The 25,610-nt window shown below is 41.7% G+C and carries 23 protein-coding genes; 5 read left to right on the top strand and 18 right to left on the bottom strand.

Going from position 1 to position 25,610, the window contains the following annotated elements; genetic code table 11:
• Nucleotides 1–137: 137 nt before the first annotated feature.
• The 14 genes from PGLA_RS07520 to PGLA_RS07455 form a co-directional block, all read right to left on the bottom strand.
• On the bottom strand, nucleotides 138–2,717 hold the full coding sequence (locus PGLA_RS07520) for a transglycosylase domain-containing protein (RefSeq protein ID WP_068531045.1): 2,580 nt from the start codon (nucleotides 2,715–2,717) through the stop codon (nucleotides 138–140).
• A 123-nt stretch (nucleotides 2,718–2,840) separates the two neighbouring features.
• Nucleotides 2,841–3,080, bottom strand: coding sequence for an RNA chaperone Hfq (hfq, locus tag PGLA_RS07515; protein WP_068531042.1), 240 nt, complete (start codon nucleotides 3,078–3,080; stop codon nucleotides 2,841–2,843).
• Nucleotides 3,081–3,099: 19 nt separating this feature from the next.
• Nucleotides 3,100–4,080 carry a tRNA (adenosine(37)-N6)-dimethylallyltransferase MiaA gene (miaA, locus tag PGLA_RS07510; RefSeq protein ID WP_068531032.1) on the bottom strand — a complete coding sequence of 327 codons (981 nt, stop codon included), beginning with the start codon at nucleotides 4,078–4,080 and terminating at the stop codon, nucleotides 3,100–3,102.
• Complete coding sequence (locus PGLA_RS07505) at nucleotides 4,064–4,852, bottom strand: class I SAM-dependent methyltransferase (protein ID WP_068531029.1); 789 nt, start codon at nucleotides 4,850–4,852, stop codon at nucleotides 4,064–4,066. The genes miaA and PGLA_RS07505 overlap by 17 nt, the downstream gene beginning before the upstream one ends.
• Before the next feature lie 48 nt (nucleotides 4,853–4,900).
• Nucleotides 4,901–6,853, bottom strand: a complete 1,953-nt coding sequence (gene mutL, locus PGLA_RS07500) for a DNA mismatch repair endonuclease MutL (RefSeq protein ID WP_068531027.1) — start codon at nucleotides 6,851–6,853, stop codon at nucleotides 4,901–4,903.
• A gap of 283 nt (nucleotides 6,854–7,136) precedes the next feature.
• On the bottom strand, nucleotides 7,137–9,965 hold the full coding sequence (gene mutS, locus PGLA_RS07495) for a DNA mismatch repair protein MutS (protein WP_068531026.1): 2,829 nt from the start codon (nucleotides 9,963–9,965) through the stop codon (nucleotides 7,137–7,139).
• A gap of 36 nt (nucleotides 9,966–10,001) precedes the next feature.
• A complete protein-coding gene (locus PGLA_RS07490; RefSeq protein WP_145939503.1) occupies nucleotides 10,002–11,255 on the bottom strand; it encodes a putative amidoligase domain-containing protein in 1,254 nt (417 codons plus the stop codon).
• Nucleotides 11,256–11,367: 112 nt separating this feature from the next.
• Nucleotides 11,368–11,919 (bottom strand): outer spore coat protein CotE, encoded by a 552-nt coding sequence (locus tag PGLA_RS07485; protein ID WP_068531023.1) that lies wholly within the window; start codon nucleotides 11,917–11,919, stop codon nucleotides 11,368–11,370.
• Nucleotides 11,920–12,067: 148 nt separating this feature from the next.
• On the bottom strand, nucleotides 12,068–12,577 hold the full coding sequence (locus PGLA_RS07480; RefSeq protein WP_068531019.1) for a hypothetical protein: 510 nt from the start codon (nucleotides 12,575–12,577) through the stop codon (nucleotides 12,068–12,070).
• Nucleotides 12,578–12,657: 80 nt separating this feature from the next.
• Nucleotides 12,658–13,626 carry an aromatic acid exporter family protein gene (locus PGLA_RS07475; RefSeq protein ID WP_068531016.1) on the bottom strand — a complete coding sequence of 323 codons (969 nt, stop codon included), beginning with the start codon at nucleotides 13,624–13,626 and terminating at the stop codon, nucleotides 12,658–12,660.
• Nucleotides 13,627–13,764: 138 nt separating this feature from the next.
• A complete protein-coding gene (locus PGLA_RS07470) occupies nucleotides 13,765–14,607 on the bottom strand; it encodes an ABC transporter permease (protein ID WP_068531013.1) in 843 nt (280 codons plus the stop codon).
• A gap of 17 nt (nucleotides 14,608–14,624) precedes the next feature.
• Nucleotides 14,625–15,401, bottom strand: coding sequence for an ABC transporter ATP-binding protein (locus tag PGLA_RS07465; protein WP_068531010.1), 777 nt, complete (start codon nucleotides 15,399–15,401; stop codon nucleotides 14,625–14,627).
• A gap of 34 nt (nucleotides 15,402–15,435) precedes the next feature.
• Nucleotides 15,436–16,446 (bottom strand): ABC transporter substrate-binding protein, encoded by a 1,011-nt coding sequence (locus PGLA_RS07460; protein ID WP_068531007.1) that lies wholly within the window; start codon nucleotides 16,444–16,446, stop codon nucleotides 15,436–15,438.
• 189 nt (nucleotides 16,447–16,635) lie between these two features.
• On the bottom strand, nucleotides 16,636–18,153 hold the full coding sequence (locus PGLA_RS07455; protein ID WP_068531003.1) for a carboxypeptidase M32: 1,518 nt from the start codon (nucleotides 18,151–18,153) through the stop codon (nucleotides 16,636–16,638).
• A gap of 118 nt (nucleotides 18,154–18,271) precedes the next feature.
• Between PGLA_RS07455 and PGLA_RS07450 the strand changes: the two genes are divergently transcribed.
• The 4 genes from PGLA_RS07450 (at nucleotide 18,272) to PGLA_RS07435 (ending at nucleotide 20,345) form a co-directional block, all read left to right on the top strand.
• Nucleotides 18,272–18,841: a beta-class carbonic anhydrase gene (locus PGLA_RS07450; RefSeq protein ID WP_068531001.1), complete on the top strand. Its 570-nt coding sequence runs from the start codon at nucleotides 18,272–18,274 to the stop codon at nucleotides 18,839–18,841.
• A 140-nt stretch (nucleotides 18,842–18,981) separates the two neighbouring features.
• Nucleotides 18,982–19,527, top strand: coding sequence for a PadR family transcriptional regulator (locus PGLA_RS07445; RefSeq protein WP_068530998.1), 546 nt, complete (start codon nucleotides 18,982–18,984; stop codon nucleotides 19,525–19,527).
• A 108-nt stretch (nucleotides 19,528–19,635) separates the two neighbouring features.
• On the top strand, nucleotides 19,636–20,058 hold the full coding sequence (locus PGLA_RS07440) for a hypothetical protein (RefSeq protein ID WP_068530995.1): 423 nt from the start codon (nucleotides 19,636–19,638) through the stop codon (nucleotides 20,056–20,058).
• A 5-nt stretch (nucleotides 20,059–20,063) separates the two neighbouring features.
• Nucleotides 20,064–20,345 (top strand): YxcD family protein, encoded by a 282-nt coding sequence (locus PGLA_RS07435; protein WP_068530991.1) that lies wholly within the window; start codon nucleotides 20,064–20,066, stop codon nucleotides 20,343–20,345.
• 157 nt (nucleotides 20,346–20,502) lie between these two features.
• Here PGLA_RS07435 and PGLA_RS07430 read toward each other — a convergent pair whose 3' ends face one another.
• From PGLA_RS07430 to PGLA_RS07415, 3 genes are all read right to left on the bottom strand, one after another.
• On the bottom strand, nucleotides 20,503–22,155 hold the full coding sequence (locus PGLA_RS07430) for a DUF4179 domain-containing protein (protein ID WP_068530988.1): 1,653 nt from the start codon (nucleotides 22,153–22,155) through the stop codon (nucleotides 20,503–20,505).
• Nucleotides 22,142–22,675, bottom strand: coding sequence for an RNA polymerase sigma factor (locus PGLA_RS07425; RefSeq protein WP_068530984.1), 534 nt, complete (start codon nucleotides 22,673–22,675; stop codon nucleotides 22,142–22,144). The genes PGLA_RS07430 and PGLA_RS07425 overlap by 14 nt, the downstream gene beginning before the upstream one ends.
• Nucleotides 22,676–23,371: 696 nt before the next feature.
• Nucleotides 23,372–24,049, bottom strand: a complete 678-nt coding sequence (locus PGLA_RS07415) for an NAD(P)H-dependent oxidoreductase (protein WP_068530978.1) — start codon at nucleotides 24,047–24,049, stop codon at nucleotides 23,372–23,374.
• A gap of 204 nt (nucleotides 24,050–24,253) precedes the next feature.
• Here PGLA_RS07415 and PGLA_RS07410 point away from each other — a divergent pair, with 204 nt between their 5' ends.
• On the top strand, nucleotides 24,254–25,057 hold the full coding sequence (locus PGLA_RS07410; protein WP_425415352.1) for a lipase family protein: 804 nt from the start codon (nucleotides 24,254–24,256) through the stop codon (nucleotides 25,055–25,057).
• A 216-nt stretch (nucleotides 25,058–25,273) separates the two neighbouring features.
• Here the strand turns inward: PGLA_RS07410 and PGLA_RS07405 are convergent, their stop codons facing one another.
• Nucleotides 25,274–25,465, bottom strand: coding sequence for a hypothetical protein (locus PGLA_RS07405; protein WP_068530972.1), 192 nt, complete (start codon nucleotides 25,463–25,465; stop codon nucleotides 25,274–25,276).
• Nucleotides 25,466–25,610: the final 145 nt, after the last annotated feature.

The following is a 25,610-nucleotide window of genomic DNA, read 5'->3' as shown; positions in this document are numbered from 1 at the left end:
AGCGTTATAAAACATGCCCTCAACTGCTTATTTATCAATTATACAACAGACGCCAATTTATCCCACGTTATTTTGGATCATAGTTTAATTTTTTTATTAACAAAGAAAGCCCCACACAGGGGCTCTCTTTGTTTAACCTATGGTGTTGTAGTTACAGGTGGTTCAACATGCTCCGTTGTTCCTGTATTGATCGCTCCTGGATCTAAGGGGTTCGTGACACCCGAATCCTCACCAACTGGAGGAACTACTTGTTCAGGAGGAACCGTAGTTCCATCGGGTGGTATTGGTATCGTCTCTCCACCCGTACCTGGGTTCGTCTCTGGGACTCCTGGTATCTCTCCACCTGTGTTCCCATTACCATTATTTCCGTTCCCGTTCCCGTTTCCATTTCCATTTCCATTATTACCGTTTCCGTTATTACCATTGCCGTTATTAATATCTGGTTGTTCGATATCCACATCTGGTACTTCTTCAGTTAATGGCTCAGTAAACACCTGAACTGAGTTAGATTGTTCTGATTCCGTGTTTGTATCTGGGAAAAATGCTTTCACGTAATATTCGTAAGTCATCCCTTCTACGATGTCGAAATCTTCAACATTACTTGTAGGAGCTGCATCCATAATTAATCTAAAATCACTCTCGGAAGATTCTTTACGGTATACATGATATAGAACGTTACTACCTTCTACACCATTCCAATTCAATGAAACAATCTGTGTGGTTGGATCATAAGAACCATTCAATCCAGTAACAACAGTTGCCACCGGCACTTCTACTGGCTTTTCTACAGGCTGCTTCACATTCTCTGGTGGTTCAGGGAAACTCTTCGCTTCAAATCCTTGTACCGCCTGCTCCATGACTTTCCCCCAGAAACTCGCTGCTAGAGAACTACTCTTACGCAGTAAGTGTGTTTTATTAGGAGAGTCGTAACCCATCCACACAGCTGCTGTTAATTCAGGAGTATAACCTACAAACCACACATCCCGGTTTGCTTTATTCCCTTTGATACCACTTTGAGTCGTACCTGTTTTACCTGCAACTGGTCTACTAATCGCAGCCTTTTTCCCAGTACCACTCTCAACAACATTCTGCATCATTTGCGTCATCTGGTAAGAAGTGTCCTTACTCATCACTTCTACTCCATCTTTCTTGCGCTCATACTTAACTTTATCATCGCTATCTTTAATTAGTTTGATTGAATAAGCTTCATTCAACGTACCACCATTGGCGAATGCGCTAAACGCCTGCGTCATCTCTAAAGTGTTCGTACCTGTACTCATACCACCAAGGGCTAATGAAAGGTTCTTATCTTCTTTTTCCATTGTAATACCTAATTTCTGTGCGAACTTGAATCCGGTATTTACGCCAATTTCATTCAATAACCACACGGCAGGAATATTCTCAGATCTCTGAATCGCATCTGGCATACTTATCGTATCTGAATAGCCATGTAGATTACCTGGACAATAATTTGAGAAACATTGCTTCTTATTACTTAGAAGTGAGTCTTTCGTGTATTGACCCGATTCCAAAGCTGGTGCATAGGACACAATCGGTTTAAATGCCGATCCCGGCTGTCTCCGACTGCTTGTCACACGACTATATCCTTTACGTTCATAGTCTCTCCCGCCCAACAAGGCCACAATAGCCCCGGTGTCATTGTTCATGATCACCATAGAAGCTTGGACTTGAACCTCATCCACACTCTTCTCGAAATTATTGTCATCGGCGAACTCTTTTTCCATAACCTGTTGCGCATTTGCATCCATCGTTGTATAGATCTTATATCCACCGACATTCAGGTCATCTTGTGACAATCCCGTAACTTCCTCGGCTTCACTCATGACATAATCCATAAACGCAAGATACTGTTGCTTCTTGGCCGGAGGTGTATAGTTATACACAACATCCTTAGCTATTTCTTTCTCTTCAGCTGTAATATACCCTTGCTCGTTCATCAGTTGTAGGACAACGGATCGACGCTGCATCGATAGATCTGGATTACGAAGAGGATTATATTTGCTTGGTCCCTTTGGCATCGCTGCTAATGTTGCCATCTCCCAAACTTCTAATTCATTTAGATCACTTTTCCCAAAGTAATATTGAGAAGCTGCCTTGATCCCATAGATTTGACCACCGAAATTAATACGGTTGAGATACATCGTTATAATTTCTTCTTTATTCAGTTTGCGTTCTAATGCCATAGCTATCGATACTTCTGTGGCTTTCCGGAAGAACGTTTTCTCACGGGTCAAAAAGAGATTCTTAGCAAGTTGCTGAGTAATGGTACTTCCACCCTCTACTTTAGCTCTAGCTATAATATCTTTAACCGCTGCACGACCAATGGACCAAATATCCACGCCACTATGCTCCCGGAAACGCTTGTCTTCTGTAGCAATGAATGCATCCTTCAGTAATTTAGGAATTTGATCACTCTCTACAGGATCACTTTTTTGAATGGACAACTCACCCATTAATTTCCCGCTTCGATCATACACTTTAGAATTTTCTTTAACTTCCATCTTATCAAAGTTTTCATTGTACAGTTTTTCACCACTAACCGTAATGTACAAGTATCCAGCTAATGCACAAAAGATTGCAATGGCAGCAGTAAAAAACAATGTCCAAAACACACGTTTTTTAGATAACTTCCTCTTCTTTTTCTTCTTGGGCGGTTCTGTATTTGTATTCGCCCTCGTAGGTCGATTGTTAGCCATTGTTTGCCTCCCTAACTCCAATAATTCTAGTATCGGAATGAAAAGAACAACCCATATAGGTTGCTCATCGTCTATTTCCTATTCTTTTAAACGAAACAACTCATGAAAAGGTTTCATAAAGTGTTATCCCTCTGTTGAAGGTTCCTGCATAAGTGATACGTTACGCTGTGGAGTAATGGTTGAAATAGCATGTTTAAATAACATTTGTTGGCGGCCTTCACTATCCACAACAACCGTAAAGTTATCGAATGCTTTGATCGTTCCTCTGATTTGAAACCCGTTAACCAAAAAGATGGTAACTGAGATGTTTTCTTTACGTAGTTGGTTCAAAAAAGTATCTTGAATATTAATGGATTTGTTCATTAGCCGTACCCCCATTGGTTCAATTAGATTGTTTAGATATATATTCAATATCTGAAAGAAACTTTCCTGCTATTATATCACAAATCCTAGCGAAATTCTCTGTGAAGTTCTCCACGTCTGTAACATCCACCCACACAATGTCTTTCATATGGCGAAACCAAGACAACTGACGCTTGGCAAATCTACGTGTATCGCGTTTCAATAACGTGATCGTGTCTTCCCAAGTTAACTCCTCTTGCAGATAAGATATAATCTCCTTGTAACCTAAACCTTGCAACGAGATTAGACCCGGTTCATACCCATTCTGAATCAATGATTTCACTTCTTCTAGCAAGCCTTGTTCAATCATTTGATCGATTCGGGCTTCAATACGTTTATATAGCATTTGTCTATCCATTGTCAAACCTATGATACACAAATCATATGGAGACTCTTTTGTTTGCGTAGCCATTTGAGCTGAAAGAGTCGTATTCGTAAGATGATAAATTTCGAGTGCACGGACGATTCTCCGTTGATCATTCGCGTGTAATCTCTCCGCGCTGATAGGATCCACAAACTTTAACCGATCATGCAAGGCATCCGCGCCGTGACTTTCTGCATAGGCAAATTGTTCATTTCTAAATTCCTCATCTGCGCCAACATTGGTAAATTCGAACCCATAACAGACTGACTCAATATAAAGCCCAGTTCCCCCAACAATAAATGGAACCTTCCCTCGATGATGGATCTCCCCAATTAGACGCCGACATTGCTCTTGAAATTCAGCAACCGAATAAGGATCATCTGGATCATGAATATCTATTAAATGATGCGGAATACCTTCCATTTCTTCTTTAGAAATTTTGGCGGTTCCAATATCCATTTGACGATATACCTGCATGGAGTCACCCGAAATAATCTCACATCCATAACGTTTTGCAATTTCGATACTCATCTTTGTCTTACCAACTGCCGTAGGACCTAACAGCACAAGTAAGGTTGGTTTAGTCTCTATTGTCAAGGAATTTCACTCCATACGTGATTTTTGAATTGTTACGTTGTATCATCCGGAAGCCTAGCCGTTCAAATTCAGGGCTACCCCACTTCTCTTTAAGTACGACTGACTTTCTAGCCACACGTACCGCTTCTTGTATACTCTCCAAGCTTAGTGCGTCGCTATTGGCGAATTCTCTTAACGGATTTATTGCTGCAGATTCCATTAATGGCTCGCGAAACATAGGATCGAAATATACGATATCCACACTTTGATCCGGCATTTCTTTTAATATATCCAAATGATGTCCATGCCTTACTTCGATTCTACGCATCGCCTGGTTAACTTCTTCTAGATCTGTAACATAATGTCCCAGACCTTCTTTCAATAGCGCAGACAAATCACTAGAGCTCTCCAATGCCGTAACTTCACCCTTAGGCCCAGCCATTACAGCAAATACGAGCGAATCACTTCCTAAGCCAGCCGTACAGTCTAAAACCGAATCTCCCGCTTGCATCCCTGCGGCCTCTAACATAGGATCAGTGTCGCCTTTAATCACGCGTTTTACTCTCACATATCCCATGCTAGGATGATAATCAATAGGCGGTTGCCCAGGTCTAACTAATCTAGCACCATTCTCTAACACAACAAGTGCTACTGAATCTTTTGAAGACTTAACTAACTTCGGAATAGATGTCCTATGGCGCGGCACATAGGTATAACCTGAATCCAACGCTAATGCCTTAGCACGCTTGACCAACTTGTCTGGATCCTCGCATCTTCCTGTCGTAATTATCATTATTTTCTCCTGTCATATGTGAATACAAGTCTCATTCCTTAAGTTGAACTACATCACACGTTTAAATAGCTTCTCTAGATCATACGAAGAGAATGAAATCACAATCGGACGCCCATGAGGACATGTATAAGGCTGTTTGCATGCCGCTAGACGTTCTAAAAGTGTATCCGACTCAAGCGCAGTCAAATTCTGATTCGCCTTTATGGAGGCCTTACATGAACACAGTATGGATGATTTCTCTCTTAATTTGGCTAGATCAATCATACGTTCACTAAGTACCCATTCTGTCATCTCTTCAATCAGCGCCTGTTCTTCCCCTTTTGGGAACCAATATGGATGCGCTCTGACACGGAATGTTTGTCCTCCAAAATGTTCTAAATACACACCCACCTGTTCGAACCAATTGATCTTTTGTTTCAACTGTTCCGTCTCCGAAGGCGTAAAGTCTAAGGTAATCGGTAATAACAGTTCTTGTGAAGCATCACCCGGACGTCCAAACTGTTCATAATAAAATTCATAATTGATTCGTTCGTGTGCTGCATGCTGATCGATTAAATATAGACCATCTTCATTCTGAGCAATTAGATATGTCCCATGATGTTGCCCAATCAGTGTCAATTCTGGAAATGGAGGAATATCAGGTGACCCATTCTTAGGAGCAGCATACACTTCCGGATTGAAAGTTGTACTCTTTCCTTGTTCAGGTCGATATCCCGTTCCTCCATTTATACTATAATTCTGGTCATTGCGTTCTCTTACAGGAGGATTCACACCCGACCGATCATCGTTCATAGCATAGTTAGGCGGTACGTTAGGTCGACTTGAATGGCTCCCCATCATATCAGAAGGAATGGATTTATTCGAATCAGAAGTCATTCTTCCCCCTTGATTACTTAATTCTGGGAATGCTGTATTCGATGTTGTCTGATCTTTCGAGAACCCGAACTGCTCCTGTATGAACGATGTACTTCCACTGCTTCCAATAGGATGTTTCACTGGCTGAGGAATAAGCACCTGTTGACGTAAGACCGCATGTATCGCTTGTTCCACGAAAGGATATAATTCATTTTCCTTACTAAAACGTACCTCTAATTTCGCAGGATGAACGTTCACATCCACGATCGAAGGATGCATCGTCAAAGAAAGAATAGCAAGAGGATACCGATTAATGGGTAACAACGTATGATAGGCTCTCAGTATGGCATGATTCAGACCATTATTACGGATATATCGCCCATTCACAAAGGTTGAAATAGCGTTACGATTCGAGCGTGTCCATTCAGGTATACTTACGTAACCTTGCAAGCTATAATCCTTATCCTCTGCTTGTATAGGAAGCATAGCCTTAGCAGCCTGCGTTCCATAAATGGCAGCTACAACCTGGAGAAGATCTCCATTACCGACTGTCTGTAAGAGCGTATTATCATTATGTCTCAGTGTAATCCCGATACCTGGATGTGATAAGGCAATACGGTACATATAATCTGAAATATGACCAAGCTCTGTCTGTATGGTTTTCATATACTTCAGCCTTGCCGGAGTATTGTAGAATAATTCCTTTACCACAAATTCAGTCCCGCGAGGTGCGGCAGAATCATCATTGGATAGTAGATTTCCACCTTCAATGATTAGTTTGCGACCAAGTCCATCTTCTTTGCTAGAAGTGGTAAGTGCTATCTTAGAAACAGATGCAATACTTGGTAATGCTTCACCACGGAAACCTAGACTTGTTATGTGAAAAAGATCGCGACCATTTGTAATTTTACTTGTGGCATGACGATAAAAGGCGGATTCACAGTCATCCGGTTCTATCCCTGATCCGTTATCTGTTACTCGGATACTTTGGAGTCCACCCTCTTCGATCGTAACCTCTATCTTGGTGCTTCCCGCATCGATCGCATTTTCCACAAGCTCTTTAACAACGGAGGCAGGACGCTCCACAACCTCACCTGCGGCAATCTGGTTAGCTATGTGCTCGTCCAATATATGGATTTTGGCCATGGATTATCCCTCTCTCTTTTCGGTCTCAACACCATTATTAGTTTTGAAAAATAATCGTATACTATGACCGACCGCTACGGTAACGGATTGTTCTTCGATCGCTGTTGCCCTCAGATTTCTTGATTTAAATACCCCTTCTAGCGGTAGAAATCTGAGGGCAAAGGCGAACGCTTACGCTTCTAAAAACAATTCCGTCCCCTTCGCTACGTTTGCGCATTATCCACTTTTTTCTTCAATGATTGAGTATGGTGTAGAGCCCTTTTTTCGTTCGTTATAGGTTATTTTAGATCCCTTTCGCTTTTACACTAAGCTCATGGAGTAATTGCATTGCTTGTAAGGGTGTCATGTTCATTAGATCGAGATTCTTCACGGAATCAATAATTTGCGTGACGTTGCGATTCATTGGAGCTATGGATTCCTTCTTAGTAGGTTTGAGTTCCTCTTCGCCGAAAATGGATAGCTGTACAACGTCGCTGACTTCTCTGATCTCGTCTTTGCGATAAGAACCGGTGTGTTTTTCAGCAGTTGGATCGGTAACTGACTGAGTAGCAACGGATTCATTGGCTATTACATCGGGTGTCATTGCTACCAAGGCTGAGTCTGTTAATTCTGCTATTGTTACTTCTGCAACTCCTGTTGCTGCTGCTACTGCTACTCCAGTTGCTATCGCCTTATCAGATGCCGCTGGAACTTCTCTCGCTACGGCCACTTCAGAAGTCACCGTCGTGTGATCCAAGCTTTCGAGTAGGACATTGGCACGATCAATAATGGAGTCTGGCAATCCCGCTAGGCGAGCACAGTACACACCATAACTACTGCCGGCAGCACCGGGAATCAATTTACGTAAGAAGTGGACTTTATCTCCACTTTCTTGTACGGCCATGGAGTAATTGCGTAATCCCTTCAAACTTCCTTCAATATGGGATAATTCGTGAAAATGTGTTGACACTAGCGCTTTACAACCAATCTCATCATGTACATATTCGATCACAGCCTGAGCGATAGCCATACCTTCACTGGTGGAGGTTCCACGGCCAAGTTCGTCAATAATAATGAGACTTCTTGGCGTTGCTTTCTCTGTCATCACTTGAATGTCAGCCATTTCTACCATAAAGGTACTTTGACCACCAATTAAATCGTCAGCCGCACCAATTCTCGTAAATATACGGTCAACCATTGGGATCTCTGCCTTATTCGCAGGTACAAAGCAACCAATCTGCGCCATAATGGAGATTAGCGCCACTTGACGCATGTACGTACTCTTGCCCGCCATGTTGGGCCCTGTGATAAGTAAGATATTTGCTGATTCCTTGGACAGGTTCGTGGCATTCGAAATGAATGCCGATTCCTTCATCACAGCTTCAACTACGGGATGTCTACCACCCTCAATGATGAGGTCATAGTCCTCTGTAAGGATCGGCTTCACAAAGCCGTGTTCTGCGCTGGTTGCAGCCAGCGATTGATACACATCCAATTCTGCAACTTTCTCAGCAAGTGACTGTAGACGCGGAATTTGTTTGTTTAATCTATCTCTTAGCTCTGCAAAGAGTGCATATTCCAAATCCACCATCTTCTCCTGTGCCTCGAGAATGAGTCCCTCTTTCTCTTTCAGTTCAGGAGTGACATATCGCTCTGCATTTGCCAGTGTCTGCTTCCGTTCATATCTACCTTCCGGCACAGATGCAATGTGGGATTTAGTAATCTCGATATAATATCCAAACACTTTATTGAAACCAATCTTCAGTGACTTAATTCCAGTTGCTACACGTTCTCTTGCTTCAAGTTCTGCTATCCATCTCTTCCCATTGATACTCGCTTCCCGTAGCTCGTCCAAATGCTCATGATACCCTGGCTTGATTAAACCACCATCACGAACGGATATCGGGGCTTCATCCACAATCGCTTGATTAATCTCATCGTGTAGATCTTCACATGCATCTAACTCTCTTGCAATTTTGCCAAGCGTCAAGGAAGGTGTTGCTGCACACAGCTCTTTAAGCGATGGAATTTGCCTTAATGACAATTTGAGTGCTGTAAGATCACGTCCATTCGCATTTCCAAAGGCTATTCTGCCAACAAGCCGCTCTAGATCATAGATCTCTCGAAGCGACTGTCGTAAATCTTCACGTAATATCAACTGGTTGTACAACAATTCAACAGCTTCAAGACGTTCCTCAATACGACTCCGATGTAACAGTGGTTTATCGATTCTACGTCGAAGTAATCGTGCACCCATCGACGTCTCTGTTTTATCTAGAAGCCATAACAATGACCCTTTCTTAGATCGTTCTCTAACGGTCTCTACCAACTCTAGATTACGGCGTGTAAAAGGATCTAATATCATAAAGTGACCAGGTTCGTAAGGAGATATTTGTGTTAACTGTCCTAACGACCGTCTCTGAGTCTCACTAAGATAGGAGATCAATACAGAGATACATAACGCCCTCTCAGGATCTAAGCGCGCCCAAGCCGCTTCTCCGAATTGACTGCGGACCATTTTCTCTTCTTTCTTGTCCCATGGCGTATATACAACAGGGCGATTTCCCTGAAGCTGTAATGAGCGAATGCTGTCGAGCATCCCAACATCGCCGATAATCTCAGAAGGTTCATAGATGTTAATCTCGTCACGAAGCCATTCCAAAGAGGATGGAACAGAAGTAATATACAATTCTCCAGTAGATAGATCACAAGCAGATAAACTCATCATTCCGCCGGATGTTGTCACACATACTAAGTAATTATTTGATTTATCCGCGATGTTCTTCCCATCCATAATCGTTCCTGGTGTCACTACACGGACAATGTCACGGCGCACCATACCTTTGGTGGTTGCTGCATCCTCAAGTTGCTCACAGATAGCAACCTTATATCCTTTTTCTATTAGACGCTGAATATAGCCCTCAGCAGCATGGTAAGGCACACCGCACATCGGTATGCGTTCTTCCCCTCCGCCTCCGCGCCCTGTCAGCGTTATCTCAAGTTCACGTGATGCCGCAATTGCATCTTCAAAAAACAATTCATAGAAATCTCCCAGACGGAAAAACAAAAACGCGTCCTGAGCTTGTTCCTTCACTTGTAAATATTGTTCAATCATTGGCGTATATTGGGCCATCAGTTACCTCCATACATCTTCATTTACTACAATTTATTATAACACAGGAATATTCCATAACGGACGGATATCACGTGATTCATCCCATATCGTACCGCTAGAAATATGATCCAGTAATGGATCAATATACTTTGCATACTCTGAATAACCACTAAGAGACATCATATCTCTGAATAGGGGCTCTACACAATCTCGAATTACTCGCCTATTCCCCTCATAGTAGGCTCTATGTATTCTCTCTTGATTCAATGGCCGAAGATCTAGCTCCTTATAATGACGAACAATCAGATGAGCAAGGAATACGACGCCCTTCGCAACAAGTGGTGATACCAAGAAGCTAGGAAGCGTTCGATATTCAAATCCACCATGAGGTTGCCTTCTGAAATCACCAAGATAACCATAACGAGGTCGTCTGTTTAAGCTTGTATGATCCTCAAGCAACATAACAGGAAGTGCCAAGTAATTATCCAACACTTGCACAAGAGAATACGTAAGTACGATCCCACTGAAATGCAAGTGTCCCCCTAAGGGCAATCCTGGGACTGGCATACCTCCAGCCATCCAGATTAAAGATCTGTCTCGAATCAATTGCTTAGCGGACGCAATTGCATGCATAAGCTCTACCAGCAATCCTCGTGGCTGTAGACTTGGTTCTGGGCGTAATTCCGCTACCGGAAAGCTAGTAACCCCACCCATATGAACCGCATCACAACCTACTTCACCAACGCGTTCTAGAAATTGGGAGGCAGGAACAACTTCCATCGTTGAAGAGTCTACCAGTAGAAATTCAGGATCCATGCCCATCATAAGTTGAATCCCTTTCTTATCTTCCTGCTCTAGAACATGATATAGATTCGCCTGCTGTTGTGAATACAACTTTACCAACTTAGGATTACGTAATTTCGATAATGGCGTAACCCGCTCCACCACATATTGGCGCTCACCGTACGTTGAGATGATGGCTTCGCCCGACGCTAGACCTAATGTATATAAGCTTCGTACGGCCATTTTCGCTAATCTATTCATCAGAGGACTCTGTTCTTGCTCTAAGCCAGACCTCACAGTTATCCCAGTCCTAAATCCTATTTCTTTCCCACCACTTCCTAGCTTACAAACGTCAATGCCGCGCAGATTAAATACTTGCACAGCATATCTACTGCGATAAGTTAATGGATTGTGTTCTCGCCCCGACCTAACTTCAATCAGTGAAGCAGACACTCCTGAACGGATAAGTCGAGCTTGAGCGGTAGAGAGTGACATTGATTTGTTGAGAAACCCTTCTTGACCCACTTACGTGATTCCCCCTTTCGTAAAATAAAAACAAAAAAGGAGGGCATCCGCCCTCTACACAGACGCCCTCGAATCATATACTACACTATACCTTTTAGTTCAACCCTCGTTGTTACAGGTCATCATCCAATAAATCAGGGTCCAGGTCTTCATAATCTCCAGTATCCTCGCTGAACTCAAATTCCTTGTCTTCATAATCTTCGTGACCGATCAGTACGAACACCTTGGTCTCAGCAATGAGTTCCACAGTGAATTCCCTTTCGACACGGATGATGACACTTCCCCCACCAGAAGAGACACTTGCTTCAACACAACTAGGTTCCTGCGTTGCATCCGCAGATACTTCCACTGTTGAAGCCCGGTGTCTTGGATCAAGATACGATAGCGAGACAAATTCTACATAAGGCACTGTCTCCTTGGCTACGTCGGTTTGAGAATTTTTGTCATAGGAATACCAAATGTTGATATCGTAAGTACCAATAACTTCAATTCCGTCTCCGGCCGCTACCGCTTCGTATTGATGGTTTATAATCCATGCACCTAAGATACTGGTTGGATTATGTGGCGGAGTTACGGTATGTGTTACGGTAGAGAACTTACGACCTTTGCCGCAGATCGCTTTCGTTATGATCTCTCTACTTTGATGTTTACGACTTAATGACATCTTCGAACCTCCTCCATACAATCATTCACTACTAAGTGTATGCAGGAGGTAGGCAAAAGTTGATTAGCCCAGTACAAATAATTAGATTTTTTATAAGAGAATCGTTCAACTACTATTCTTCTTAACTAAGATTGACCTTTTCTAAGATTCATCTAACGCTGCGATGTGCATACCTTTCATCAATAATTCTCTGGAAAGCAAATTCCACTTCATCCAATGTGGCATCCATCGCTTCACTTATAGCTTCTTTTAATTTTCTTTCTCTGCCTTTCATTTCTTGAATCTCATTGGCATATTCTTTTAAATACTCATACCGTGTACCACTTAATTCAGCCCCGTAAAACATATTTTCTACTGCTAAACGCCAATGATTAGCTTCTGATTCAGCAATTTTCATGCGTTTTCTCATATCAGCCATTTCCAGGTCCAAACAATTAGCGTTAAATTCATTATATTTATTAATCCAGTAATCTAATTTTTTATTTTCAATGATTAAGTTATTTTCTACGGCCTTAAGTTCTTCGAGCATTCTTTCAACCTCTGTTTGCACCTTTATTTTAAAATCATGCATCTCTTTAAATACAGTTCCATCAGGATTAACTCTTGCGATTTCATCGTCTGTCCAAAAGTGTTTTTCAATCGTCAATTCTCTATTCATGGATGATCAACTACCTCTCTATGATTGACTACTCTCACACCATTTTCTTAACGTCAATTATGAAATATGTATCGTAATGATCAACCTTCAACCCGCTTTTTATCAAAGACTGGTGACTTATTCTTCTTAGCTATTTTTAGATATAAAGATAATTCCCGGCATAGCTGTAGTATTGACGATCTAATCTCAAATTCCCCTCTCGTCGTTGGTAGATCCATTTTTTTGAAATCTTGTTCCAGCGCTTCCAATAACACTTCGGTACGGCCCGTGTACATTTCTTCTGTTACATCATGGCTAAGTTGTTCAAATAACTCCGCTACTAAGTCAGCCTGCGGAAGCTTCTGATATACATCAGCAATCCGTTGCATCATGACCAGTATTAAATCCAACTGTTCCTTGCGCATATAGAAATAAATGTTCCATGCCTGATCTGGATGAACCATTTGATTCTCCATCGCTCTGTTTGCCGCAAGCGTTCCTTCCTGAATCGCTTTACCCGCTTCAATGAGTTCGCCTCCATCCCATACATACGTTGGATCTCGCAGTGTACGACTTACATGATGAAAGATCACAGCGAACAACCCGTCCACTTTGTGACGAATCTCAATCATCTGCTCTCCACCCTTGGGCATATAGATCATATTTACCACCATGGCAGAACCTAGACCGATAACAAGCAATTCAACTTGTGTTAATACCGTATGGAAAGAGAGAACCCCGCCCGCAAATAAACGAAATACGACGACCGAACTGGTAACAATCCCTTCTTTGAAGCTTGTCTTAACGATTAGAGGGAAACCGAATAAGACAAATACCGCCAGTACCCAGTAATGGAATCCGAATAGAGCAAACAACGCACACGCAAAAAGAAGCCCCACAATGGAGGCGAAGAAGCGAGCTGAGATCGTTCTAAGACTCCTTTTCCGTGTAACTTCCACACCTAGAATAGCCAATAGACCCGCAGACTGAGGGCTGGGTAGACCTACTATATTAGCAATCTGAATGGAAATGAGTGTAGCAACTGCTGTTTTTACAACTCGAAACCCCATGAGAACGCCTCTCTTTTCTATCAATATAATTCTAATCTCATGGTACTTGATTTCACAATTCTACACAATGCGACATTTAACACTTGGTGATAAGTATTAATATGCAGATTTAAGAATTGATACGTATATTACCCTATTTTACTTATGGGATAACAGCTTACGTTCCATAAACACCACGAGTTGATACATCACCGTTGCCACAACTGCAATAATGAACAAACTGGACATCACCAGCGTGAAGTTAAACACTTGAAAACCATAAATAATTAAATATCCTAGACCCATCTGGGCCACTAGAAACTCACCTACAATAACACCCACCCAAGCTAGACCAACATTGACTTTCAGTGTGGAAATGATCGCAGGAAACGATGCTGGAAATATCACTTTCCTGAAAATTTGTGATCGTGATCCCCCGAATGTTCGCACTACTTTAACGAAGTTTGCATCCACTTCAGAGAAACTATTGTAAACCACGAGTGTGGTAATAATAATAATGACGGACAATGTGGTGACTACGATGGCCGTAAACCCAGCACCAAATACAACGATAAATAACGGACCTAATGCCACCTTTGGCATGCTATTAAATACGACCATGTATGGATCTAACACTTTAGACAGATAAGGTGACCACCAGATCAAGATGGCAAGCCCCGTTCCAAGCAGTGTTCCCAGCAGAAACCCTACAACAGTCTCACCAACCGTCACACCCAAGTGACCCCATAATTCACCACTTATTATTTCTTGCACAATATGATTAAATATCTTGCTAGGATAACTGAACAACAAGACATCTATCCATTTCAGCCTTCCAGCCATCTCCCAAAAGATGAACAACAACAGTAGTATTCCAAGCTGAACGGATATTACGCTCCACCGTTGCTTTTTCTTAAGTGCCAGATGCTCACGATATAGTTCAGTCAACTCATTTCGTCTCGTTGTCGAAGACTCATCACCCGGTAGATTTCTCCTCAGCATGCTGATATCTCACCTCCTCACTCCTGATCACTAGTCTTTTCCATAGCACTCCAAATCTCGTGAAAGAGATCTTGAAAGCCTTCCTGGTCACGAGCATGAAAAGGCAACACCTCTCGTATATTACGCGGTACATCGAACATTCTGCGGATTCTACCTGGATTACTACCGAGCAATATGATCCGATCACTCATGGCTATCGCTTCAGATAGATCATGGGTAACCAACACTGCCGTCTTATTACGTTCACGTAAGGTCCGAGATATCAGATCCTCTAATTGAAGCTTAGTCTGATAATCCAGTGCAGAGAATGGTTCATCTAACAACAGTAGACCAGGATCTGTAGCCAACGTCCGCACGAGAGCAACCCGTTGACGCATTCCACCTGATAGTTGATGCGGGTAAATGTTCTCTTTACCTTGTAGACCCATCTCTTCTAGTAGTCCTGAGGTGATTGCTGTACTCTCTGGTGTGATTCTCCCCGTCAATTCCAAACCTAAGAGCGCATTATTCAGAATGGTCCGCCATGGAAACAAATAATCCTGCTGCAACATATATCCTACTTCAGGTGTTGGCCCCTCCAACTTGAGACCTTTGACGAGCACTTCTCCATGGCTAGGTGTTAGAAGTCCCGCAATGATTGAAAGGATCGTCGTCTTGCCACATCCGCTTGGACCCACAAGACTCACGAACTCTCCAGCGGATACAGTCAATTGAAGACGATCCACAGCCAGAGAGGCTTCGCGATCGGTGATATAGACATGGGCGACATCGTTTAACTCAACAACAGGTACCATGTACACTCTCCTTTGGGCCGGAATACAGGTTACTTTACTTTACAGTAGATTTCGCTTTCTCAGCAAACGTATTATCTACAATCACATCATGTGCCACACGTTCTTTCAATTCACCTGCATTGTCCATCACGTCCAACAGATTGTTCCATTCTGCACCATCTAATATAGGATCTGTTGCATAAGTGCCTTGTTCTTGATAACGTTTCACGCTAGATACAATGATTGCACGATCTGCATCTTTAAAATATGGAAGGATCGTATCCGCAATCTCTTCAGGCGTATGACTTGCTACCCACGCTTGAGCTTTCTGAACAGCATTCGTGAACTTCTGTACGGTATCTTGGTTTTTCTTAATATAGCTTTGTTTACTCATAAATACGGTATATGGAAGGTGTCCACTTTCTACACCGAATGAAGCAACAACATGACCTTTACCTTCTTTTTCAAAGATCGAGGCTTGCGGTTCGAATAACTGTACATATTGTCCTGTTCCAGAAGCAAAAGCTGCTGCGATATTCGCGAACTCAATATTCTGGATCAATTCCAAATCTGCATGTGGGTCAATACCTTGCTTCTCAAGCGTGAACTCTCCGGCCATTTGCGGCATTCCGCCCTTACGTTGGCCTAAGAATGTCTTTCCTTTCAACTGGTCCCAGCTAAATGTTCCACTATCTTCTCTGGCAACTAGGAATGTCCCATCCGTCTGAGTTAATTGCGCGAAGTTGATCACTGGATCTTCGGAACCTTGTTGAGCAACGTAAATGGACGTTTCCGATCCTACTAAAGCGACATCTACTGCGTTGGATAACAATGCCGTCATCGTCTTGTCTCCACCAAAGGTCGTCGTTAGTTCAACATCTAGCCCTTCTTCTTTAAAGAATCCTCGTTCGATGGCAACATATTCTGGTGCGTAAAATACGGACCGAGTGACTTCCCCAATCTTAACTTTCGTCAGAGCATCTTTTCCTCCACATCCGGCTACAACCGAAGCACAGAGTAGAAGAATACCTGCTACTGCAGTCAACTTTTTCGCATCCTTCCACATATGGGTATCCCTCCAATATTTTCGTATAAATTATAATGCATCATATGCACCCGCCCAGAAAAGGTTATTCATAAACCCATATTTCTGTTACCCCGTTAACAAAAAAAGCCATGATTCTCTACATAACGTAGATAAATCACGGCCTTAACATTAACTTCCGAATGATTCATAGAGAAGGATATCCATAAACTATAGCTTGTAAATCTCTTTATATTTCTCTTCCAAATAATCTGCCAAGTAATCTGGATTCAGTTCCTCACCCGTAACATTAACGATGATTTCTGCAGGTGTAAGACTCTTACCGTATTTATAAATTTTGTCGGCGAGCCACTCTTTAATCGGAAGTAAATTGCCTTCAGCAATCCATTCATCATATTGAGGTAACTCTTTACGGATGGTATGTAAGAATTGTGCAGCATACATATTTCCTAGTGAATAGGAAGCGAAGTATCCGAAATCTCCACCAGACCAATGCACATCCTGTAGGATACCGAGTCCATCATTTGGAGGGGTAATACCAAGGTACTCGTTATATTTCGCATTCCATACCTCTGGTAGATCTTTCACTGACAACCCTTCATTAAACAACATCTTCTCAATCTCGTATCGAATAATAATATGAAGGTTATACGTTAGTTCATCCGCTTCAATGCGGATAAGGGAATTCTCCACACGGTTGATAGCCCGGTAGAACTCTTCTATTGAGACATCCTTAAGCTGCGGACCGAAATGTTGTTGCAAATCTTCGAAGTATCGTTCCCAGAATGGACGGCTACGTCCAATCATATTCTCCCACAAGCGAGACTGTGATTCGTGAATTCCCATAGAAGTACCTTGTGCTAGAGGTGTCCCAACGAGCTTTACATCAACATTCTGCTCATAAAGAGCATGTCCCCCTTCGTGCAGAGAACTGAATACCGCACTGGTTACATCATCTTGTAAATAATGAGTCGTAATTCGCACATCCCCTACGTTAAGACTCGTAGCAAACGGATGAACACTCTCATCTTGGCGCCCTGCCTCAAAGTCATAACCCATTTGTTCAAGAATAAAGAGGCCGAATTTCTCTTGTTGATCAATTTCGAATAATTGCTTTAGGAACGTATTATCCGGCTGATTAGTAGATGCACGAATCGCTTCTACTAGTGGCACTAACCGACTGCGCAGTTTACTAAATATTTCATCCAGTTTCTCAACTGTCATATCTGGTTCATACATATCAATAAGTGTATCGTACCTTGTTCCTTTGACTCCCCAAAAATTGATAAACTCTTGCTTCATAGCAACAATTTTACTCAAATAAGGTTCAAATCCGGCAAAATCACTCGTCTCCTTCGCGTCTTCCCATAAGGTTTGAGCATGTGCCGTTAGGACAGAATATTCTTGGAACTTCTCCGCAGGAATCAACTTGTTCAGGTCATATTCCTTTTTGCATTCCTTCACGATTTTTAGATCTAGATCGTCCAATTGTTCTGCAATATCTGATTTTGTAAAATATTCCAGGTAATCCCCCATCTCATCCGAGATTATTAATTTGAACCCTTCCGTGCTTAACATTCCTATCGTCTCTGATCGAAATTCAGCACCTTTGCGGGGAGCACCCGTACGCAGATCCCAATGCATTAAACCTACAGCCTCATAATAACCTCTTATTTTGCGAACCAATTCCCGAAATTTCTCTAATTTAATTTTTACTTGATCTTCCATTTTAAGGCTCACCTCACGTAAAATATTTATGGTTTCCTCTTGATGATACTTTTTACAAAAAGTATAATCAACTTCTAAGAACAGAAATTATTTTAATTAAAGGAGGAAGAGGTCCCCCATGAATCATATTACTGAAGTGTTAGAATACAACCGTCAATTTGTTGAGAACAAAGAGTACGAAGAGTATCGTACCAGTAAATTTCCAGAGAAGAGAATCGTCGTAATCACTTGCATGGATACTCGTCTTACAGAATTACTTCCAAAAGCAATGAATTTCAAAAACGGGGACGTCAAACTCATCAAAAATGCTGGCGCAATTATTTCCCAACCTTTCGGTAGTGTTATGCGTAGTGTATTGGTAGCCATTTATGAACTCCAGGCAGATGAAGTGTTTGTTGTGGGTCACTTGGATTGCGGCATGGCAGCACTTAACGCAGAGCATATGATATCATCCATTAAAGAACGTGGTGTCCCGGAAACGGTATTAACTACATTAGAGAATTCTGGCATTAAATTATCGAAATGGCTACGAGGATTTAATAACGTGCACGATGGCGTAATTCATACCGTCGATATCATTTACAAACATCCATTACTCCCTCCTAATATTCCTGTACATGGCATGATTATCGATCCGGATAATGGTGCATTAGAGCTTATTGTTGATGGTTATTCTAGAACGAGCTAACCTCATATATTGATCTTAACGAAGACACGGCTGGCTACATACCGTGTCTTTTTAGTTTACAATAACTGTTTGGTTGCCAAACCATACAGTTTAAGTGTACACTTTTCTCATTGTAAAATTTATTATTAGGAGATATACGCATGAATACACTTTCCTATGCACTCCTTGCTTTTCTGGCAAGGGAACAGTCTTCAGGTTACAATCTGATGCTTAGACTCCAGCCTTTTTGGCCTGCAAAGCATAGTCAAATTTACCCGCTCCTGTCACACATGGAGTCTGAAGAATACTTGACATCAACCTGGATTGTTCAATGTGAGAAACCAGACAAAAAGCTCTACTCCATCACCGAGAAAGGAATACGTAAGCTAAAAGAATGGTTATATGTACCATTGGCTGATCCGATCACACGAGATGAGTTATCTATGAAAACATTTTGCATGTGGCTAACCGATTTAGAGAATGCCATAGAGATCATAGAAAGCCGTAAAGCTCATTTAGTCAAAAAATTAGATGGTTTCCAACTCAAGATTGCTGACAAAGTACTAGAGGATCTCAAGTTCGGAACACCCGAATTCTATGATTATATGTTATTTCAGAAAGCTATCTTTACTACCACTTCTGGGATTGAATGGACTACTATGATGTTGGAAATACTAAAAGCTCAAAGAACGAAACAAAATGATTAATATGATTAATATGATTAATATAATAAATTTTGAAACTTTTAATTATTTTCTACGTAGACTAGTAGATAGAACAAAATAAACTATCACTTTTAGGGGGATTTTCTTCAGATGAAAAAATGGCTCATGGTTGTTATGATGTTTACTCTAATATTTGCTACAATTGCTCCAGCTAGTGTAGATGCAAGACGAGGTGGCGGCGGATTTAAATCAGGTACGAAGTCTTTCACGAACACGCCTAAGAAGTCGAACAGTAATGTTTCGAAATCAACTTCTAACAACAAATCAAATACAGCTGGAACGCAAGCCAAACGTGGATTCTTTAGCGGTGGCGGATTGATGAAAGGTCTTATGATCGGTGGATTGGCAGGTATGTTATTCGGCGGCATGTTCGGTGGCATGGGATTCATGGGTGATATCATTGGATTAATGATTAACTTGTTAGCCATTGTCGTTCTATTCTCTCTTGCACGTGCAGGATATAGAGCATACAAGAACCGTCGCAAACCAGATCCGCGTGACGGAAGGTACTAATTGATATGATCCTTACAATGGATGAAATAATAAATGCGATTTGCCTACACATGGCTGAACGCAAAGCTGTACGTCCTACGGATGTTCAGGTTGAACTCAGTTGGGATGAAGAAGATGGTTATACCGCTGAAGTATGGGTGCAAGGTCGCAGCCAATTCTTGGTTGAATCTAATATGATTGAAGCGATCCTTCGCTACTTACAAAGCGAATACGACATTCGTGCGTATCGCGAACAGATAACGCTAGATGTCGACGATGAGATTACAGCACATGTAAACACGGACTAAGACTTATGATAAAGGGGTTGTCCCATAGGACAACCCCTTTTTTTGTGGGATCAAGCTGCGCGTTGTAAGCAGACGCTATCGTGAACGGTACGTTCCTCTCATAGCGTCGTAATTCCACTACTCGTCGATCTTGGAAATGGTATCCTGTGGATCTCGTTTATTTTTCCCCCTGCGAAAGCTCAACGCGTAGCTCATCTTCAGGCTTCTCGGTCGAATAATACCATACGTAAATCTCAAGCTCACCCCTGTCAAAATTTTTATATAGGTCGATCTGCTTATTATTACCGTCCCCGTTAAGATCGACGATCACCGATGTCCCGTAGCTTCTCTCTGTACCATCAAGATAGTACGTTTGGTTTACTCCACCAAACTCCGAATCTGAGCTTAATGATTCGACGTATAGGTTATTGTCTTTCTTATAATATGTCCATGTGACCGGATACCCTTCATAGTCCGTAGTAATGGTCTTACGTTCACTCGAAATATCCATTAACCGGACCGGGATATGATTGCCAACGTGTTCATCCACTCGGTGCTTAGCGATCAAGTTAATGGGTTTATTTGCAATAGAGTTCACTTCAAGCATACCCATCTCAAATCGCAATTCTGTCTTGTTGGTGTTGCCCTCTACGTACCATTGGCCTCCGTTTAGCAATGTGCCGCCCACGTCAAGTTGGTAATTCTGATATGGAACACGAGTGTATTTTTCTTCATGAGTCAATATTAAGCGAATTTGAGTCGGCGTGACGATCATTTCACTAACCTCTGTTCCCCCTGGTAGTTGCTTCAGAGGAATATTCAGATTCTCTTTGAACGTACCACTCTCCAATTGTTTCTTGGACAAGCTAACATTCAGACCCCATTCCCCTTTAACATGTGCTACCTCACGATCATACGCAAGAACATAGTGGTTGCCTTGACCATTTAACTGATTTAATTCGAATATCTGCTGACTGTTATACTCTCCAGATGCTCCTGGCGTTCCGAAGACAGAAGGTTCTACTTCCCTGATCAACTCATTATTCCCGTTCAACGCTTGAATGCGTGCCCAACTCCACTCTTTGAGTTCAGGATCTGTGGATGTAATGGACGATTTCAAAAGTACTTTACCCTCCGACTGATCGAAAGACTGCACAGTCACCGATCCAATCCCATCTTTCTGAATAGGGAATTCCTGTGCGTTCGGATTGTTAGGATCGAAATCGATTGGTTGCACACCGTCGTCGATATATCGGATATCTTCAATCATAAATTCAACGTCCGCCATGCTTCCAGTTACAACCCAATCACTTTCGAAATAGCCTTGATATACGCCTAGCTGAGGATTCCATTGTTGCGTGTAATGTCCCTCAATCAGATTTCCTGTGCTGTCTCTTAGACCAATGCTTTCATAACTCACATTCTTTCCTTCCCTCGACGATCCCGGGTTAAGGCTATATAGAATGACGGTCCGGTTCTCATCGGTAAAAGCAGTATGCAAGGTTAGTGTTACTCCGTTTTTCGTAACGGATTGTTCTATGGTTTGGCCTAGCCCCTGATCCAAGGCAGACTGAATGCCAGTTCTGTAGGTGAGCACGCTAGTCCAATCGTAGGTGATCGCTGCATACACAGGTGTGGCAAGTAGTGCAACCGAGATTCCTACAATGATCGCCACTTTTCGACCTCTCATGGGTCTGACACGTATATCGTCGCTATCGATAGTCCTCATCTCCTTAAGCTGAATACTATTCCATACACCCTCAAAATCAGGATAAGGTATACTTGCCGAATCATTCATATGTTCTTTCAATTTCTTCTCAATTGATTCCAAGTTGCTTCTCTCCCTTCGTTAGAAAGCGTTCATGGCGTTCCATGTTTTTACGCATGAGCTTTAAGGCATTGTGAAGCCTTGATTTTACCGTTCCTAGAGGAATATTCATCGATTCAGAGATCTCTACCATCGACAAATCTCCAACGTAACGAAGTGTTACTACAGCCAATAACTTGTCCGGAAGTTGATTTAGCTGTTTCTGTAATTCTGTTGCCAATGCTTTCTCCATAACAATCGTGTTCACAGACTTTATCGCCATCGTGGCTTGATCATGTTGGATTTGAATCTGCTCCTGCTTTTCCCTTTTCGTCCGATTCTTCCTCAATATATTCAGACTATGATTCATCGCGATACGCAATATCCAAGCCCGTATATGCTCCACACTTCTCCAATCTTGGCGAAACACAGTGATGAATACATCGTGACACACATCTTCCGCATCCTGTGCGTTCTGAAGCATGTGATAACAAGTGCGGTACACGTCCTTGTTGTATGAATCAAATAATTCACGTTCTGTCATTCAAGGCGCTCCTTTCTTAAGTTGATATAGTATAAACAAATGAAGCTCGAAATCGGTTCATTTTTTCCACGATTAACCAAAAAAATCTTTTACATCTATTGAATCACAACAAGAAAATCCATATCAAGCTATTTAAATCACCCTACCAAAATGATCATAAATTCTATCGTGATATTACTTTCCAACGTTTCCATCATCATCGGTACAGAAACATGAGCATAAGCGTAGTGAAATAATTCTTCACTTAACCTACCAAGCTGGGTGCAGTCGAGATATTTCTGTAACTCCCGCACTAATAGGAATGCGTTCCTACCTTTGCAGGCTTTTATTTTTATTCAAATAAAAAGCCGCTCTTATGAGCGACTCTCCATTAGGCAGTATAAAGTTCATACCTATCTAGTTACCTGTTGTTTTCCTCTTTTTTTCAAAAAGATATACAATTACAAACCCGATCCCAATAAATATGGGAACACCTATCATGAAATAGTAAATGTTTTTAGGTATTTCAAAAAGATTCGATAGATATAGAAAAGAAGTCCCATATAAAAATAAAACAATGTATTTCAACCAAGTTTTCATTAAATATCGTACCTCCTTATTGGGTGAAACTGTACAAAATCATGAGTGTCGCAAAATAATAAACACACCAAAACGCCTATACTTGTGATATTTATGTGGGAGTTCTCCCCTTCACCGTTATTCCACCCACTCAATGACTTGCTGTGCGGATTGACGTGTCTTTTCAGATGGGTCATGTAATCTGTAGCCAAAAGCAGCCATAACAGAAACACCAAAATGTTCAGGGTCCATAATCCCTTCTGCTACTAATAATTCGTTGATTTTCTTTCTGTTAAAACCTTCAATTGGGCAAGAATCAATACCAATCAAAGCGGCAGCAGTCATCATGTTACCTAATGCAATATAAGTTTGGCGGCAGGCCCATTCGAACATTACTCTGGGATCATCTTCAATTGCAAAACCTGTTTTCAAAAAATGATCATATGTAGTCCGCTTCCCCTGGGTAATTTCGGGTGACAGCTTCTGCACATTCTCCATCATTCCTTTAATATAATCAGAGCTTGCAATCATATCTTTAGGTAATCTCGACTGAATAATCATAAAATGACTCGCTGTTGATAACTGCTTTTTGGCGCCCGATGCATAATCCGCAAGCTTGGCACGAATGTACTGATTTTGCACAATAACAAATTTCCATGGTTCAAAGCCATACGAGCTTGGTGATAAACGACCTGTTTCTAATATGTAATGAAAGTCAGCATCACTTATTTTCTTATTAGGATCAAATTCTTTAGTTGCATGTCGAAAGCGAAATGACGATAGAATTTCATTTTTCAGAACCTCTAGATCACTCATTTTATAAACTCCTTCATTTCATGTAGTTATGGTATAACTTTCTCGTTGCAGAGTTAAACAATAGCTTGAATCTTAAAGTCTGATACAAACTTCGTCTCTTACGCGTATATCATGTCCGTAATTTATCAGCACACGATTTCGCAATATTTAGGAATCTCTCCTTCGTCCCACTAATACAGTGTAGGAGAGAAGGGTGGGATGTTCGTGGGTAACAATAAAGATCAAGAGCAATGGGCTATCTTTCTAGCTGCAATCTCCGGGCAGACCTATACACAATTTTCAAATGTGGACGGTTCGTTTGTCGTTCCATTAAATTATTGGGTTAGTGATACTTTTGAAGCGAAATCCCTCAGCAACGTATGGGAACGCTTCGGCTTTATTCTGGAATCTTCGCAAGAGATTATTATTGCCTTTCGGGGAACCAGTTCGAGGACTGATTGGATATCTAACATCATGGCTTCACAAAAGAACTTCAAATATATTAAGGAAGATTGTCTTACACATCGCGGTTTCACAGACATCTATTATTCAACTCGCGATGGGATTATCTCCGCACTCTCTAGGTTGTCTCCCGACAAGACATTATACATTACAGGTCACAGCCTCGGTGGTGCACTCGCGACATTATGTGCTATTGATATTGCAGCCAATACCAATTACATCTCACCCAACCTGTATACATATGGATCCCCACGTGTAGGCGATCCGGACTTCACGACAACTTTCACAAAATATGTTCGAAACAGCTACCGTATTGCCAATCCCTTTGACGTCGTAACGCATGCTCCCCCACCCATCTACAAACTGCCCAAACGGGAAAAAAAGTACTATTACAGTCATGTCCAGACACTCTCGTCGCTATCTTTCCAGAATGGATCCCTTGGCGCCAATCATATTATGAGCAGTTATTTCGCAGAGCTTGCCAAGCTCCAACCACAATTCACCGAACAGTTATGCTTAATGAATCCTGGATTCTGTCCAGTCATTGTAACGAAATCACAAGAGTAACTATATATCTTGTGTTGGAGCAAATACGGCGATTAATCTATAAGCTCACACGATTATACCCGAACAAAAAGGTTTTTCCCTCTGCTCTTGTGGCTGAGGCATTTGGATCGAAGTTGTTATCAGCGTTGACGTTATAAATCCACACAACTTCAAAGCTCCAAATGCAACTTTTGCCCAAGATGGAATGTCCGTATCATCGGCAAAGCCGATAATAATTCAACCAATATTTAAAAACCTACTTATAACTCCAATAATCACCATAAAAAGAGGTCCTACAATGTAAAGCCCTATTATTACTGCAAAGAATTTAAGAGGTGTTGATATTCCTCTTTGTTCACTAATTTTATCTAGTCTTTGATTTATTCCCTTAAGTTCATCAAGTATTTCCCGATTCAACTCTTCCGACATTCCCCTTGCCCCTCCCCTTTAAAATCCAGAATCTATATACCATTATACTCCATTTTTGTTGTCTGTTCTTCGTCAACTTTGTGTACCCGACGTTTTATATCTGCGATAAATGCTTCGTTGCACATGATTTTGGCAAGGCGTAGGT

Origin of the sequence: Paenibacillus glacialis (assembly GCF_001637205.1) — a bacterium.
GTDB classification, from domain to species: Bacteria; Bacillota; Bacilli; order Paenibacillales; family Paenibacillaceae; genus Paenibacillus_AQ; species Paenibacillus_AQ glacialis.
This window is presented reverse-complemented; position numbering and strand designations above follow the sequence as displayed.

Bases quoted from the DNA above. Each gene is read 5' to 3' on its own strand.
- PGLA_RS07520 (WP_068531045.1), bottom strand. From the start codon at position 2,717: ATGGCTAACAATCGACCTACGAGGGCGAATACAAATACAGAACCGCCC.
- hfq (WP_068531042.1), bottom strand. From the start codon at position 3,080: ATGAACAAATCCATTAATATTCAAGATACTTTTTTGAACCAACTACGT.
- PGLA_RS07505 (WP_068531029.1), bottom strand. From the start codon at position 4,852: ATGATAATTACGACAGGAAGATGCGAGGATCCAGACAAGTTGGTCAAG.
- mutL (WP_068531027.1), bottom strand. From the start codon at position 6,853: ATGGCCAAAATCCATATATTGGACGAGCACATAGCTAACCAGATTGCC.
- mutS (WP_068531026.1), bottom strand. From the start codon at position 9,965: ATGGCCCAATATACGCCAATGATTGAACAATATTTACAAGTGAAGGAA.
- PGLA_RS07485 (WP_068531023.1), bottom strand. From the start codon at position 11,919: ATGTCATTAAGTCGTAAACATCAAAGTAGAGAGATCATAACGAAAGCG.
- PGLA_RS07480 (WP_068531019.1), bottom strand. From the start codon at position 12,577: ATGAATAGAGAATTGACGATTGAAAAACACTTTTGGACAGACGATGAA.
- PGLA_RS07475 (WP_068531016.1), bottom strand. From the start codon at position 13,626: ATGGGGTTTCGAGTTGTAAAAACAGCAGTTGCTACACTCATTTCCATT.
- PGLA_RS07470 (WP_068531013.1), bottom strand. From the start codon at position 14,607: ATGCTGAGGAGAAATCTACCGGGTGATGAGTCTTCGACAACGAGACGA.
- PGLA_RS07465 (WP_068531010.1), bottom strand. From the start codon at position 15,401: ATGGTACCTGTTGTTGAGTTAAACGATGTCGCCCATGTCTATATCACC.
- PGLA_RS07460 (WP_068531007.1), bottom strand. From the start codon at position 16,446: ATGTGGAAGGATGCGAAAAAGTTGACTGCAGTAGCAGGTATTCTTCTA.
- PGLA_RS07455 (WP_068531003.1), bottom strand. From the start codon at position 18,153: ATGGAAGATCAAGTAAAAATTAAATTAGAGAAATTTCGGGAATTGGTT.
- PGLA_RS07450 (WP_068531001.1), top strand. From the start codon at position 18,272: ATGAATCATATTACTGAAGTGTTAGAATACAACCGTCAATTTGTTGAG.
- PGLA_RS07445 (WP_068530998.1), top strand. From the start codon at position 18,982: ATGAATACACTTTCCTATGCACTCCTTGCTTTTCTGGCAAGGGAACAG.
- PGLA_RS07440 (WP_068530995.1), top strand. From the start codon at position 19,636: ATGAAAAAATGGCTCATGGTTGTTATGATGTTTACTCTAATATTTGCT.
- PGLA_RS07435 (WP_068530991.1), top strand. From the start codon at position 20,064: ATGATCCTTACAATGGATGAAATAATAAATGCGATTTGCCTACACATG.
- PGLA_RS07425 (WP_068530984.1), bottom strand. From the start codon at position 22,675: ATGACAGAACGTGAATTATTTGATTCATACAACAAGGACGTGTACCGC.
- PGLA_RS07415 (WP_068530978.1), bottom strand. From the start codon at position 24,049: ATGAGTGATCTAGAGGTTCTGAAAAATGAAATTCTATCGTCATTTCGC.
- PGLA_RS07405 (WP_068530972.1), bottom strand. From the start codon at position 25,465: ATGTCGGAAGAGTTGAATCGGGAAATACTTGATGAACTTAAGGGAATA.